Annotated in this window: 10 protein-coding genes and 1 rRNA gene; 9 read left to right on the forward strand and 2 right to left on the reverse strand. The window is 62.9% G+C overall.

Features of this window, described 5'->3' with window-relative positions; translation table 11 throughout:
• Positions 1-97: 97 nt before the first annotated feature.
• A complete protein-coding gene (map, locus tag FBF35_RS04860) occupies positions 98-982 on the reverse strand; it encodes a type I methionyl aminopeptidase (protein ID WP_187348974.1) in 885 nt (294 codons plus the stop codon).
• 28 nt (positions 983-1,010) lie between these two features.
• Positions 1,011-1,871 (reverse strand): 3-methyl-2-oxobutanoate hydroxymethyltransferase, encoded by an 861-nt coding sequence (panB, locus tag FBF35_RS04865; RefSeq protein ID WP_060567140.1) that lies wholly within the window; start codon positions 1,869-1,871, stop codon positions 1,011-1,013.
• A gap of 168 nt (positions 1,872-2,039) precedes the next feature.
• Between panB and pheS the strand changes: the two genes are divergently transcribed.
• The 9 genes from pheS (at position 2,040) to FBF35_RS04910 (ending at position 14,396) form a co-directional block, all read left to right on the forward strand.
• Positions 2,040-3,125: a phenylalanine--tRNA ligase subunit alpha gene (gene pheS / locus FBF35_RS04870; RefSeq protein WP_060567142.1), complete on the forward strand. Its 1,086-nt coding sequence runs from the start codon at positions 2,040-2,042 to the stop codon at positions 3,123-3,125.
• 1 nt (position 3,126) lies between these two features.
• Positions 3,127-5,775, forward strand: coding sequence for a phenylalanine--tRNA ligase subunit beta (gene pheT / locus FBF35_RS04875; protein WP_060567144.1), 2,649 nt, complete (start codon positions 3,127-3,129; stop codon positions 5,773-5,775).
• Between the two features lie 102 nt (positions 5,776-5,877).
• Entirely contained in the window at positions 5,878-6,366 is a 489-nt protein-coding gene (locus FBF35_RS04880) for a flavodoxin domain-containing protein (protein WP_060567146.1), read from the forward strand.
• A gap of 73 nt (positions 6,367-6,439) precedes the next feature.
• Complete coding sequence (gene argR, locus FBF35_RS04885; RefSeq protein WP_034466489.1) at positions 6,440-6,961, forward strand: arginine repressor; 522 nt, start codon at positions 6,440-6,442, stop codon at positions 6,959-6,961.
• A 64-nt stretch (positions 6,962-7,025) separates the two neighbouring features.
• Entirely contained in the window at positions 7,026-8,246 is a 1,221-nt protein-coding gene (locus tag FBF35_RS04890) for an argininosuccinate synthase (protein ID WP_003792771.1), read from the forward strand.
• Between the two features lie 99 nt (positions 8,247-8,345).
• Positions 8,346-9,701 carry an O-antigen ligase family protein gene (locus FBF35_RS04895; protein WP_060567148.1) on the forward strand — a complete coding sequence of 452 codons (1,356 nt, stop codon included), beginning with the start codon at positions 8,346-8,348 and terminating at the stop codon, positions 9,699-9,701.
• Positions 9,702-9,744: 43 nt separating this feature from the next.
• A complete protein-coding gene (argH, locus tag FBF35_RS04900) occupies positions 9,745-11,172 on the forward strand; it encodes an argininosuccinate lyase (protein ID WP_060567150.1) in 1,428 nt (475 codons plus the stop codon).
• Between the two features lie 70 nt (positions 11,173-11,242).
• Positions 11,243-12,505 (forward strand): tyrosine--tRNA ligase, encoded by a 1,263-nt coding sequence (tyrS, locus tag FBF35_RS04905; protein ID WP_060567151.1) that lies wholly within the window; start codon positions 11,243-11,245, stop codon positions 12,503-12,505.
• 353 nt (positions 12,506-12,858) lie between these two features.
• A 16S ribosomal RNA gene (locus FBF35_RS04910) occupies positions 12,859-14,396 on the forward strand.
• Positions 14,397-14,503: the final 107 nt, after the last annotated feature.

Here is a 14,503-nt window from a genome sequence, read left to right on the forward strand (position 1 = left end):
TGAAGCCCGTCGTACCCGAATTGTATGGGATGTCACGACCAATAGCGAAACCCGCCTCAGACTGTGAGAGTCAAAGGCGGGCCTCGGAGAATGAGGGTCACGGAAGGGTGAGAATCTCAGCCCCATCCTCTGTGACGACGATCGTGTGCTCGAACTGGGCCGTGCGGGAACGATCGGCGGTCACGATCGTCCAGTCGTCGTCCCACTGCTCCCACTCGACCGTGCCGAGTGTCAGCATCGGCTCGATCGTGAAGACCATGCCGGGTTCCATGACCGTGTCGTACGCCGGGGCTGCGTCATAGTGAGGGATGATCAGTCCGGAGTGGAAGGCCTCGCCGACTCCGTGTCCGGTGTAGTCGCGCACCACGCCGTAGTCGAAGCGCTTCGCGTAGGCCTCGATGACGCGACCGATGACGTTGATCTCGCGGCCCGGACGGACGGCCTTGATGCCGCGCATCATCGCGTTTTTCGTGCGCTCGATGAGCAGGTGCGACTCCTCGTCGACGGTGCCAACCTCGAACATTGCGCACGTGTCGCCGTGGACGCCGTCCTTGTAGGCCGTGATGTCGATGTTGATGATGTCGCCGTCTTCGAGTGGACGGTCGTCCGGAATGCCGTGGCAGATGACCTCATTGATGGAGGTGCAGATGGACTTGGGGAAGCCCATGTAGCCCAGGCATGAAGGGTAGGCGTCGTGCGCGATGAGGAATTCGTGGCCGATGCGGTCGAGTTCCTCGGTGGTGATACCGGGGGCAATTGCGGCGCCGACGGCTTCGATAGCGCCCGCCGCGATACGTCCGGCCTCGCGAATCTTCGCGATGGTCTCGGGGCTCTTGATCTCCGAGGCGGTGACGCGCTCGGGTCCGTCGTGGAACATGTACTCGGGGCGCTCGATGTGCTCGGGGACCGCACGCATCGGTGAGACGCGTCCCGGCTTCAAAGTGCCCAAAGGGGCGCGGCGAGCGAGTGCGGATGCTTCCATGGGGTGTTCCTCCTGCGATCGGGTAGCGTCAGTCGTTCTTGTAGTTGTCGGGTCCGGGGAAGGAGCGCTCGCGCACGGCCTCCACGTACTCTGATGCAGCCTCGCGCAGGGCTGCTCCGAGCTGGCCGAACTTGCGAACGAATGACGGCGTCCACTCGGAGTAGCCAGCCATATCGGACCAGACGAGCACCTGGCCGTCCGTGTTCGGACCTGCGCCGATACCGATGGTCGGGATACTCAGGCTCTCGGTCAATTCGGTGGCAATCGATGCTGGTACCATCTCGAAGACGACGGCGAAGGCGCCGGCCTTCTCGATGGCCTCGGCGTCTCGGCGAAGCGCATCGGCGCCGGCTCCACGGCCCTGCATGCGGGGGCCACCCAGGGTGTTTTCGGACTGGGGCGTGTAGCCCAGGTGTGCGCACACGGGGATACCAGCCGAGACGAGGCCCGCAATGATATGGGCGCGGCTCTGCCCGCCCTCTAGCTTCACTGCGTGTGCCCCGGCCTTCATGAGGCGCGTTGCGGAAGCAAAAGCATGCTCAAGCGTGTCCTCGTACGTGCCAAAAGGCAGATCCGCCACGATCATGGCGCGCGAGGTCGAACGAGCAACGGCGGCGGTGGCGCGCTCCATGTCCTCCAGGGTGACGGGCAGCGTCGAGCTGTGGCCGAGAATCACGTTGCCGAGCGAATCGCCGACGAGCAGCATGTCCACGCCCGCAGCCTCGAGAATGGGGGCGGTGAGAGCGTCGTAGGCGGTGAGCATCGTGAGGGGAATGCCTTCGGCCTTAGCACCCGCGATATGCTGGATGCGCACGCGCTGAGCGGAAAACAGGGCTGGCGTCTGCGACGAGGCTGGGGCCCCGCCCTCCGGTTGCGAAATGTGGGACACGGAAATCCTTCGGTGAGCTGTTGGAGCGCGAGAGCGCATTCACGTCTTACAGGGTAGCGCGCCCGTGGATCCGGTGAGCTGTGAGGAGAGGCGAACGGGTAGGATGGTGGGCGGTGCGCGTGATGCGCGCAGTAATGACCCCAGATGGAAAGAAGAAGGAAGCAGGACATGGCTGGCAATGCCCCTGACCTTGATCCTCTTGACGAGGCAGCCGTTAACGCCGTTCGCGAGGCCGGCCTCGCCGATATCGAAGCTGCGGATTCGCTTGACGCCCTGAAGGCCGTCCGAGCCGCCATCCTTGGCGATCAGGCTCCGCTCGTGACCGCGAATCGTACGATCGGCTCGCTGGAACCCGCGCAGCGCGGTCTCGCCGGTAAGAACCTCGGACAGGCGCGCAAGGCTCTGACCGAGGCGCTCGAGGAGCGCAAGGCCGTTCTCGCCGCTGAGCATGAGGCTCGCATGCTGGTCGAGGAGTCCGTCGACGTGACGCTGCCGACCACGCGTCGCCCGGCGGGTGCACGTCATCCCCTCGAGACCCTGATGGAAGAGGTTGCCGACTTCTTCGTGGCGATGGGCTGGGATATTGCCGAAGGGCCGGAGATCGAGCACGAGTGGTTCAACTTCGACTCCCTAAACTTCGACATCGATCACCCCGCGCGCCAGATGCAGGACACGCTCTACATCGATGGCCGTAGTGTCGGCGCCGAGACCGAGGACGGCGCGCACCTGGTGATGCGCACTCACACCTCTCCGGTTCAGTCGCACGCGATGCTGTCGCGCGGCGTGCCGCTCTACGTTGCCTGCCCCGGCAAGGTCTTCCGCTCCGATGCGCTCGACGCGACCCACACGCCGGTGTTCCACCAGGTGGAGGGCCTCGCCGTCGATAAGGGCCTGACGATGGCTCACCTGAAGGGCGTTCTCGACCACTTTGCCAAGGCCATGTTCGGTCCCGAGGCGAAGACCCGTCTGCGTCCCTCGTACTTCCCGTTCACGGAGCCCAGCGCCGAGATGGACCTGTGGTTCCCCCAGAAGAAGGGCGGGCCCGGCTGGATCGAGTGGGGCGGCTGCGGCATGGTCAACCCGAACGTGCTGCGCGCCAACGGTGTCGACCCCGAGGTCTACTCGGGCTTCGCGTTCGGCATGGGTATCGAGCGCACGCTGATGCTGCGTCACGGCATCGCCGACATGCATGACATCGTTGAGGGAGACGTTCGTTTCTCCCAGCAGTTCGGAGTGAATGGAAGGGGTAACTGACATGCCTATGGTTCCGCTGAGCTGGCTGTCCGACCACGTTGACGTCCCCGAGGGGACGGATGCACAGGCGCTTGCCGCCGCCCTCGTGAAGGTTGGCCTGGAAGAAGAAGAGATTCACCCCGCGCGTGTGACCGGCCCGCTCGTCGTGGGTCGTGTCCTGACCCGCGTGGAAGAGACCGCATCGAACGGCAAGATCGTGAACTACTGCCGCGTGGATGTCGGCGAGCACAACGACGCCCCGGGCACCGGCAAGGAGCCCTCGGATCTGCCGAGCCGTGGCATCATCTGCGGTGCGCACAACTTCGACGTTGATGACCTGGTCGTCGTGTCTCTGCCCGGAGCGATTCTGCCCGGAGACTTCCAGATCGCCGCGCGTAAGACCTACGGTCACGTCTCTGACGGCATGATCTGTTCCGCGCGCGAACTCGGACTGGGGGAGGACCATGACGGCATCATCGTGCTGCCGAAGTACTTCCCGGACCGCGAGATTCCTGCCGTCGGTACGGACATTGTCTCCTGGCTGGGGCTGGGTGAAGAGGTCCTCGAGATCAACGTGACCCCGGACCGCGGCTACTGCTTCTCGATGCGCGGCATTGCTCGCGAGTACTCGCACTCGACGGGTGCTTCCTTCCGCGACCCCGGCCTGCCCGGCGTGATCGCGGCTGAGCCGCCGACGGCAAACTCCGATGGTTTCCCGGTCGTCTTCTCCGATGACGCGCCGATCCGTAGCCGCGTCGGCGTGGACCGTTTCGTTGCGCGCATCGTGCGCGGCACGAACCCCAACGCTCCGACTCCGCGCTGGATGGTCGAGCGTCTTGAGGCCGCGGGCATGCGCTCGCTGTCTTTGGCCGTCGACATCACGAATTACGTCATGCTTGACCTCGGTCAGCCGATGCACGCCTACGACCTGGGCGACCTGGCCGCCCCGATCGTCGTGCGCCGTGCCCGCGCGGGCGAGACGCTTGTGACCCTGGACGAGGAAAAGCGCGAGCTCGACCCCCAGGATCTGCTCATCACTGACTCGCCCGAGGGAGAGGGCTCGCGCATCATCGGCATCGCCGGTGTCATGGGCGGTGCGTACTCCGAGGTGGGCGAGGGTACGACCGACGTGCTGTTCGAGGCAGCACACTTCGATTCGGTGTCCGTCGCCCGCAGCTCGCGCCGGCATAAGCTGCACTCGGAGGCCGCGAAGCGCTTCGAGCGTGGCACGGACCCGCAGCTTCCTGCGGTGGCTGCCCAGCGTGCGGTCGAGCTTCTCCTGGAATACGGCGGAGGCACCGTCGATGCCGGCGTCACCGACGTGGATCAGCGCGGCGAGGCCGTCGTCATTTCGTTGCCCGTCGGCGAGGTTGAGCGCCTGACCGGCGTTGCCCACGCTCCCGAGCGCATCGCCGAGCTACTGCGCACGGTCGGCTGCGTCGTCGAAGGCCCCAACAATGGCGCGTTCACGGTGACGGCTCCCTCGTGGCGTCCCGATCTCACGCTCCCGGCAGACCTGGTCGAGGAAGTCGCGCGTCTCGACGGCTACGACAACATTCCCGTGGTCATGCCTACCGCACCGGCGGGCCACGGTCTGACTGTCGCTCAGAAGGCGCGCCGTCTGGCCGCCGCTACGCTGGCCGATGGCGGATTGGTTGAGGTCGAGTCCTACCCGTTCGTGTCCGACACCTGGGATCGTCAGGGCATTCCCGCCGACGATCCGCGTCGCGAGGCCCTGCGCCTGCGCAACCCGATGGCGGATGACGCCCCCTGGCTGCGCACCACGGTGCTCGATACCCTTCTCGACGTCGCCGGCCGTAACGTGTCGCGCTCCAACGCAGATGTCGCAATCTTCGAGGTCGCCAAGGTTGCCCGTCCCGCGGGCACTGTCCCGGCGGACCTGCCCAGCGCCGAGGAACGTCCCTCCGACGAGGTGATCGCGGCGCTTGAAGCTGGTATTCCTGCGCAGCCGTGGCACATTGGCGGTGTTCTGACCGGCCAGGCTGTTCCGGCCGGTGTCCTGGCGAACGCCCGCGCTTACGACTGGGCCGACGCCCTCGAGTACGTGCGTCGCGTGGCGTCGGGTCTCGGCGTTCGCGTTGAAGTGACCCGTGCCTGGATGGATGAGGTGCCCGCGCACAAGGGTGCCCCGATACCTGCTCCGGCGACGGATCCCGCTGCGGTTGCACCGTTCCACCCCGGCCGCGTCGCGCGCGTCTTCGTGCGCGCTGGCCGTGACCTCGTCGATGTTGCTCTTGCTGGCGAGCTGTCGCCCGCTGCGTGCCGCGCCTTCGGCCTGCCGGCCCGTTCGTGCGCGTTCGAGATCGACATGGATGCGCTGATCTCTCAGATGAGCGAGGCGCCCATCCAGGTCAAGGGTGTCTCGACGTTCCCGCTGGCCAAGGAAGACATCGCTCTCGTCGTGCCCTCCGATATTCCCGCGTCGCGCGTCGAGCAGATCGTGCGCCAGGGAGCTGGCCAGCTTGCCGAGTCCGTGACGCTTTTCGACATCTATGAGGGCGATCAGGTGCCCGAGGGCCACCGCTCTCTCGCCTTTGCGCTGCGCCTGCGCGCGGCCGACCACACGCTGACTGCGAAGGAATCCTCCCAGGTACGCGAGCAGGTCGTCGCGAAGGCAGCCAAGGTCCTTGGGGCGTCGTTGCGCGCATAAGGTCCACGTAGCGACAGGCCGGTCGAATCGGCGGTGTGGCACCCCACTCATTTGGGGCGTTGCGCCCATCGATTCGACCGGTCTTCGCTTTACGATGGATACATGCACATCCTTGTTACTGCATCATCAAAGCACGGGGCGACGGATGAGGTCGCCGACGCCATCGCGAAGCGCCTCGAAGCGGCGGGTTTCACCGTCGATCGTGTCGCGCCTGCTGACGTGACCACGGTTGAACCCTACGACGCCGTGGTTGTCGGCTCTGCTGTCTACATTCTCCAGTGGATGCCTGAGGCTCACGACTTCATGGAGCGCTTCAAGGATGATCTGCGTGACAAGCCGGTGTGGGCTTTCTCCGTCGGCATGAATGGCGTGCCGAAGCACTCGGAGCAGGATGGCAACCGTGTCGGTCCGCTCCTCACCCACGTCAACTGCCGTGAGCTGCGTACCTTCCCGGGTCGCTACAAGCCGGCGCTTCTGTCGCTGCGCGAGCGCTCGGTTGCACGCCTCGCCGGTGTCGTTGAGGGCGACTTCCGCGACTGGGACGCGATCGAGGCGTGGGCCGACGATATCGCGGCTGCGTTGAAGGCCTGAGAGTCGTGAGAGCAAGCGGGTGAGGGACATCCCTCGCCCGCTTGCTTATTTATATGCATTCATGTGTATAATCATGCATATGAGTGCAACACCCGCATTTCCGAGCACCAAGAGTGCGCGGCATGAGATGATCCGCGATCTTCTGGCGTCCGAGTCGATCGGTAGCCAGGAAGGACTGCGCGCTCGCCTGGCCGAGCGGGGGATTGACGTCACCCAGACGACCCTCTCTCGCGATCTGATGGACCTGCGTGCGACGAAAATCCGTGACGCGTCCGGGGCTCTCATCTATACAGTGCCGGACCACGATGGCGGTCTGACCCACGACGCTGAAGCTGCCAACGTCCGTCTGGCGCGCTGGTGCCAGCTGCTCCTTGTCACCTCCGTGAAGGTGGGAAACCAGCTCGTCCTGCGTACCCAGGTGGGTGCAGCCAACCTCCTTGCGTCGTCGATCGACGCAGTGAGGCGCGATGAGATCGCTGGAACAATCGCCGGCGACGACACAATCCTCGTGATCTGCCGTAGCGAAGAAGGCGCGGCTGACGTCGAACGCTCGTTGCTGGCCCTCGCCGAACCTGGCGCGCTCCCCGAAAACTAACTCCGGCCTCGTTCATACGAACACTGCCCGGGCACCACGAACCCAACAATTGGAAGGAACCCACATGTCGAGCAAAGATCGCGTCGTCCTGGCGTATTCAGGCGGCCTGGACACCTCTGTCGCCATCGGATGGATCGGCGAGCAGACCGGCCGCGAGGTCGTCGCCGTCGCCGTTGACGTCGGCCAGGGCGGAGAAGACCTTGAGGTCATTCGCCAGCGCGCCCTCGACTGTGGCGCCGTGGAAGCGTACGTGGCCGACGCTCGCGACGAGTTCGCGGAAGAGTACTGCATGCCTGCGCTCAAGGCTAACGCTCTGTACGAAGGCAAGTACCCCCTCGTGTCGGCACTGTCGCGTCCCGTCATCACCAAGCACCTGGTGAAGGCGGCTCGCGAGTTTGGTGCGTCGACAGTCGCCCACGGCTGCACGGGCAAGGGCAACGACCAGGTCCGTTTCGAAGTTTCGATTACCTCGATGGCGCCCGACATGGACTGCATTTCCCCTGTCCGTGACCTGGCGCTGACGCGTGACGTTGCGATCGACTACGCCGAGAAGCACAACCTGCCGATCGAAACGACCAAGCACAATCCCTTCTCGATCGACCAGAACGTGTGGGGCCGCGCTATTGAGACCGGCTTCCTCGAAGACCTCTGGAATGCTCCGACCAAGGATGTCTACAACTACACCGACGACCCGACCTACCCGCCGCTGCCTGATGAGGTCGTCATCACCTTCGATAAGGGCATCCCCGTCGCCATCGACGGTCGTCCTGTGACGCCGCTCGAGGCCATTCAGGAAATGAACCGTCGTGCGGGTGCTCAGGGTATCGGCCGAATCGACATGGTCGAGGACCGCCTCGTCGGCATCAAGTCCCGTGAAATTTACGAGGCGCCCGGTGCCGTCGCGCTCATCGAGGCGCACCAGGCTCTCGAGTCGGTGACGCTGGAACGCATGCAGCGCCGCTACAAGCGCCAGCTGGAGCAGACCTGGGGAGAACTTGTGTACGAGGCGCAGTGGTACTCGCCGCTCAAGAAGTCGATGGATGCCTTCATTGAGCACACGCAGGAGTATGTCTCCGGCGATATTCGCATGGTGCTGCACGGCGGACGCGCGACCGTGAACGGTCGCCGCTCCGAATCCTCGCTGTACGACTTCAACCTTGCGACTTACGAGACCGGCGATACCTTCGATCAGTCCTCGTCGCGCGGCTTTATCGACATCTACGGCCTGCAGTCGAAGCTCGCAGCGGCCCGTGACGTGCGTTTCGGCGTGAACATGGGTTACTGAACGATAGGTTGAGGGCGTTCTCACAGAGAATGTCTCAGTTGGGTTTCAAGAGGCGGGAGCGGCGAGAAGGCCGCTCCCGCCTCGCTTACTGTTTCGTGTATGACGTATGAGGCGAGCGCCGTGAGCGATGCCGTGGGGAGCGATCGAGACGACGCCCTGCGCACGCGCATGATGCGCTACACAGTTGCTGCGATGTTCTTTGTCGGCTTTGCCGGCAAAGGTGTTCGTGGCATCTTCGGGGATATTGGCTCGCTTGTTCCGATGCTGATCCTGCTTGTGTCGTTTGTGGTGCTCTTCCGTACCTCCGGGCGCTCGCTGTCGCTGCGTCGCTTTCCGACTACCACGTGTCTCTTTGTTGCCTGGTGTGCCCTGTCGTGCGCGTGGTCCGTGGCCCCTCTACAAAGCCTGCAATACGCGGTCTTATCCTCGGCTCTGACGCTCGTCTCCATCGCCGTGGCCGTTGCGCTGCCGCTCACCGAGCTCGTGGGCGCGTTGATCCTCGCCTTCCAGTGGATTATTGGCTCTTCGTTCATTCTCGAGGCTCTGGTCGCCTTCTTTGGCCGAGGCCCTCTCGCTCCTCCCATCATGTGGGGGAGGGGGCTCTTGCCTGCGTCGTACTACTGGGTGGACGGATTGCTCCTGGAGGGCGGGCCGATCCAGGGGTTCCCCGGGAACAGGAATCCTCTTGCTTTCATCGCACTGCTTCTGGCGGTGTGTTTAGTTCTTCGATACATGCAGACGAGGGCCTCCCGGCTATCGACGTTCGTGTGGCTCGGCTTGTGCGGTGCAGTGTTGCTATTGACGCAGTCTGCGACGGTCGCTCTCTCGACTGTCGGCTGCTTCCTCGTCATCGCGGGCCTCGTCGTGCAGCGCCGAGTTCCGGTGCACCTGCGTCTACGTGTCGTCGGCATGTTCGCAGGCATCGGTGTTCTTACCGCGATTGCAGCGTTCTTCTGCCGCCACATGATCGCCGACGCTTTCGGTCGTAGCCCTGACATGAGCGGGCGTTCCGTCATCTGGCATGCGGTGGCGCCGCTCGTCAGGCAGCGTCCGATCGGCGGGTGGGGCTGGTTTATTGGTTGGCCCACGGAGATGGAACCTTTCGCATCTCTCGTCATCCGGCCCGATGGGACGCCGACTAATCAAGCGCACAACGTGTACGTCGAGGCGGCGCTCACGACCGGCTTTGTGGGCGCAGCCATGATCACCGTCGCCATCGTTTGGACGCTCTACCGCGTCGTGAAAGTCGCCGTGGCCCACATCGACGACAACCTGTGGGATGTTATTCCGGCGGTCATCATCATCGCGATGTTTATTCAGTCGTTTACTGAGTCGCGCCTGCTCTTCGAGGGCAACTGGATGCTCTTCGTCGTGATAGCGACGTGGGTGAAGGTCCGGGGCGAGGTTCCCGTGGTCTGGCCGTCGGCGGCCCGCCAACATCTCGAATATTCTTAAGACATACGAACGTCATCGTTGTCACCGACCCAGGAGGAAACTCATGTCGCAGTCCGAAAAGCACGTCTCGCTGTGGGGTGGCCGTTTTTCTGGTGGGCCTTCGCAGGCACTGGCTGCACTGAGCGTGTCGACGCACTTCGACTTCCGCCTGGCGCACGTGGATATCGCTGGCTCGCACGCGCACGCTGATGAGCTGCATCGCGTTGGGCTGTTGAGCGACCAGGAGTGCGCCGAAATGCACGATGCTTTGGCACGCCTCGACGCCGATGTTGCTTCGGGTGCTTTTGTGCCTGCGCCCGACGATGAAGACGTCCACACTGCGCTTGAGCGTGGCCTCATCGAGCGAGCCGGAGCGACGCTGGGTGGCAAGCTCCGCGCAGGACGTTCTCGCAACGATCAGATTGCCACGCTCATCCGTGTGTACCTGCGTGAGGAGGCTCGTCATCTGGCCGGGCGTGTTCTCGATATCGCCCAGGCTCTCGTTGGGCAGGCCGTGCGCGCCGGTGACGCGGTGATGCCGGGGCGTACGCACATGCAGCACGCGCAGCCTGTCCTCGTTGCGCACCACCTGTTGGCACACGTGTGGCCGCTGCTGCGCGACGTCGCACGTCTGCGCGACTGGGACAAGCGCGCGGCCATCTCCCCGTATGGTTCGGGCGCGCTCGCCGGTAATACGCTCGGTATGGATCCGCGTCGCATTGCGGCTGCGCTCGGCTTCACCGACTCCGTCGAAAACTCGATCGACGGCACGGCTGCTCGTGACGTGGTTGCTGAGTTCGCCTTCGTGTGTGCACAGATCGGCATCGACATTTCGCGCCTGTCCGAAGAGATTGTCATCTGGAATACGAAGGAGTTCGGCTACGTGACTCTGGACGACTCGTACTCCACGGGTTCGTCGATCATGCCGCAGAAGAAGAACCCCGACGTCGCGGAGCTGGCCCGCGGTAAGGCTGGCCGACTGATCGGTGACCTGACCGGTTTGCTCGCGGTGCTCAAGGGCATTCCGCTCGCCTACGACCGCGATCTTCAGGAGGACAAGGAGCCGGTGTTCGACCAGATCGACACCCTTGATGTCCTGTGTCCGGCCGTCGCCGGCATGATCGACACGATGACGATTCATCTCGACCGTCTCGATGAGCTGGCTCCCCAGGGATTCTCGCTCGCCACCGACATCGCCGAATGGCTCGTCAAGCAGGGCGTTCCGTTCCGTGATGCGCACGAGATCTCGGGTGCGTGCGTGCGCCTGGCCGAGGCCAGGGGAGTGGAGCTCGCTGACCTGACCGACGAGGAACTCGCCCAGGCCTCGGCGGCTCTGACCCCCGAGGTCCGTTCGGTGCTGACCGTCGAAGGCTCAGTCGGTGCCCGCCGTGGGCGTGGTGGCACTGCCCCTGAGCGCGTCCGTGAGCAGATCGCCGAGGCCGAGACTGGCCTCGCCGATGCGCGCGAGTGGGCGGCTACGGCGCTGCGCTAACGCCAGTACTCGCAAGCCGATACACTATGACGGTACTTATCCGTCGAATCCGCAAGGAAGGACAACTGTCGTGACAGACATTCTGGACGAACTGCAGTGGCGTGGGCTGCTCGCTCAGCACACCGACCTCGAGGCGCTCCGCGAGCACCTGAACGCCGGACCTGTCACCTTCTATTGCGGCTATGATCCGACCGCGCCGTCTCTGCACCACGGACACCTGGTTCAGCTGATCGTGATGCGTCACCTTCAGCTCGCCGGTCACCGTCCGCTCGCTCTCGTTGGCGGCGCCACCGGGCAGATTGGCGACCCCCGTCAGAGTGGTGAGCGTCAGCTTCAGTCGACCGAGGTCGTGAAGGGATGGGCGGATCGCCTGCATTCGCAGATCTCGAAGTTCCTCGACTTCGAGGGACCCGCTGCGGCCACGATGGTGAACAACCTGGACTGGACGCAGGAGATGAGCGCGATCGACCTGCTGCGCACTATCGGCAAGTACTTCCGCGTGGGCACCATGCTCAATAAGGACATCGTTGCCCGCCGTATTGCCTCCGACGAGGGCATCTCCTACACGGAGTTCTCTTACCAGGTGCTCCAGGCCAATGACTTCCTCGAGCTCTACCGCCGCAACGGCTGCACGCTTGAAACCGGCGGTAACGACCAGTGGGGCAACATGGTGGGTGGCGTCGACCTGATCCGTAAGGTCGAGGGCGTCGACACCCATGTGATGACCACGCCGATTATTACCAAGGCCGACGGAACCAAGTTCGGCAAGTCTGAGGGCGGTGCCATCTGGCTCGACCCCGAGATGATGACCCCCTACGCCTTCTACCAGTTCTGGCTCCAGGTCGCGGACGACGACGTCGTGCGCTTCCTGAAGATCTTCACGTTCAAGTCTCGTGAAGAGATCGAGGCGTTGGCCGTCGAGGTCGCCGAGCGTCCGCACCAGCGCGCCGCGCAGAAGGCACTCGCTGCATCGGTTACTGAGCTCGTGCACGGCGCCGATCAGCTCCAGCGTGTTCTTGCCGCGACGGACGCCCTGTGGGGCGGTGGCGACATCCGTGATCTTGATGAGGCTACCCTGGCCGCAGCAACCGCCGATCTGCCGCGCGCTTCCCTCACCGTCGGTGAGTCGACTGTGGTCGATGCGCTCGTTGCTCTCGGCTTTGAGAAGGGCAAGACCGCGGCACGCCGTACGATCTCGTCCGGCGGCGCCTCTATCAACAACGTCAAGGTTGAGGATCCCGAGGCTGTACTGCGCGAAGAAGACGTTCTCGCCGGTGGACTGGCTCTCATTCGTAAGGGCCGTAAGAACCTCGCGGTGCTGGAGCTCAGCTGACCTTTCTGGGAGAGAGGGTGTCCGATAACAATCGGGCACCCTCTTTTCGTTGTGTTTGGTGGGTTTGTGGGGTGTGTGGTGGGGGTCACGGTGTTTTGGTTTGACTTTGGGTGTGGGGGTGAGTAGATTATTCACCTGTCGCCGCGAGCTTGTGAGTGGGTTTGTGGTGGTGGTTCACCGCTCTGGTGGCTGGGTTTTTGGCTTGGTTGTCTGGGGTGTGTGGGTGTTGTTTGTGAACTCGATAGTGTGTTTGTTTGTTTTTTTATGCCTGTTTTTTGTTTTTGAGTGTTTTTGGTTGGGATTGCCGGCCGGGTTTTCTGGTTGGTTTTTCTGGGCTTTAACGTTTTTGTTTTTGTTCGGAGAGTTTGATCCTGGCTCAGGACGAACGCTGGCGGCGTGCTTAACACATGCAAGTCGAACGCTGAAGCCCAGCTTGCTGGGTGGATGAGTGGCGAACGGGTGAGTAACACGTGAGTAACCTGCCCCCTTCTTTGGGATAACGCCCGGAAACGGGTGCTAATACTGGATATTCACTGGCCTTCGCATGGGGGTTGGTGGAAAGGTTTTTTCTGGTGGGGGATGGGCTCGCGGCCTATCAGCTTGTTGGTGGGGTGATGGCCTACCAAGGCTTTGACGGGTAGCCGGCCTGAGAGGGTGACCGGTCACATTGGGACTGAGATACGGCCCAGACTCCTACGGGAGGCAGCAGTGGGGAATATTGCACAATGGGCGAAAGCCTGATGCAGCGACGCCGCGTGAGGGATGACGGCCTTCGGGTTGTAAACCTCTTTCGCTCATGGTCAAGCCGCAACAATGGTTGTGGTGAGGGTAGTGGGTAAAGAAGCGCCGGCTAACTACGTGCCAGCAGCCGCGGTAATACGTAGGGCGCGAGCGTTGTCCGGAATTATTGGGCGTAAAGGGCTTGTAGGCGGTTGGTCGCGTCTGCCGTGAAATCCTCTGGCTTAACTGGGGGCGTGCGGTGGGTACGGGCTGACTTGAGTGCGGTAGGGGAGACTGGAACTCCTGGTGTAGCGGTGGAATGCGCAGATATCAGGAAGAACACCGGTGGCGAAGGCGGGTCTCTGGGCCGTTACTGACGCTGAGGAGCGAAAGCGTGGGGAGCGAACAGGATTAGATACCCTGGTAGTCCACGCTGTAAACGTTGGGCACTAGGTGTGGGGGCCACCCGTGGTTTCTGCGCCGTAGCTAACGCTTTAAGTGCCCCGCCTGGGGAGTACGGCCGCAAGGCTAAAACTCAAAGGAATTGACGGGGGCCCGCACAAGCGGCGGAGCATGCGGATTAATTCGATGCAACGCGAAGAACCTTACCAAGGCTTGACATGCACGGCGACACTGCAGAGATGTGGTGGCATTTAGTTGGTCGTGTGCAGGTGGTGCATGGTTGTCGTCAGCTCGTGTCGTGAGATGTTGGGTTAAGTCCCGCAACGAGCGCAACCCTTGCCCTATGTTGCCAGCACGTTATGGTGGGGACTCGTGGGGGACTGCCGGGGTTAACTCGGAGGAAGGTGGGGATGACGTCAAATCATCATGCCCCTTATGTCTTGGGCTTCACGCATGCTACAATGGTTGGTACAGAGGGTTGCGAAATCGTGAGGTGGAGCGAATCCCTTAAAGCCAGTCTCAGTTCGGATTGGGGTCTGCAACTCGACCCCATGAAGGTGGAGTCGCTAGTAATCGCAGATCAGCAACGCTGCGGTGAATACGTTCTCGGGCCTTGTACACACCGCCCGTCACGTCACGAAAGTTGGTAACACCCGAAGCCCATGGCCTAACCGTTTATCGGGGGGAGTGGTCGAAGGTGGGATTGGCGATTGGGACGAAGTCGTAACAAGGTAGCCGTACCGGAAGGTGCGGCTGGATCACCTCCTTTCTAGGGAGCCCATTTTTGGGGAACAGTTCGGCATGGCTTGTTGGGTTGTGCCTGGTTGTTTTCTTGTGCCTGCATGTGTTCGCCACTCATGGTGGGTGGTGGGTGTG

Origin of the sequence: Schaalia odontolytica (assembly GCF_005696695.1) — a bacterium.
Classification (GTDB): Bacteria; Actinomycetota; Actinomycetes; order Actinomycetales; family Actinomycetaceae; genus Pauljensenia; species Pauljensenia odontolytica_C.

Bases quoted from the DNA above. Each gene is read 5' to 3' on its own strand.
- argH (WP_060567150.1), top strand. From the start codon at position 9,745: ATGTCGCAGTCCGAAAAGCACGTCTCGCTGTGGGGTGGCCGTTTTTCT.
- argR (WP_034466489.1), top strand. From the start codon at position 6,440: ATGCATATGAGTGCAACACCCGCATTTCCGAGCACCAAGAGTGCGCGG.
- pheS (WP_060567142.1), top strand. From the start codon at position 2,040: ATGGCTGGCAATGCCCCTGACCTTGATCCTCTTGACGAGGCAGCCGTT.
- FBF35_RS04880 (WP_060567146.1), top strand. From the start codon at position 5,878: ATGCACATCCTTGTTACTGCATCATCAAAGCACGGGGCGACGGATGAG.
- FBF35_RS04895 (WP_060567148.1), top strand. From the start codon at position 8,346: ATGACGTATGAGGCGAGCGCCGTGAGCGATGCCGTGGGGAGCGATCGA.
- FBF35_RS04890 (WP_003792771.1), top strand. From the start codon at position 7,026: ATGTCGAGCAAAGATCGCGTCGTCCTGGCGTATTCAGGCGGCCTGGAC.
- map (WP_187348974.1), bottom strand. From the start codon at position 982: ATGGAAGCATCCGCACTCGCTCGCCGCGCCCCTTTGGGCACTTTGAAG.
- pheT (WP_060567144.1), top strand. From the start codon at position 3,127: ATGCCTATGGTTCCGCTGAGCTGGCTGTCCGACCACGTTGACGTCCCC.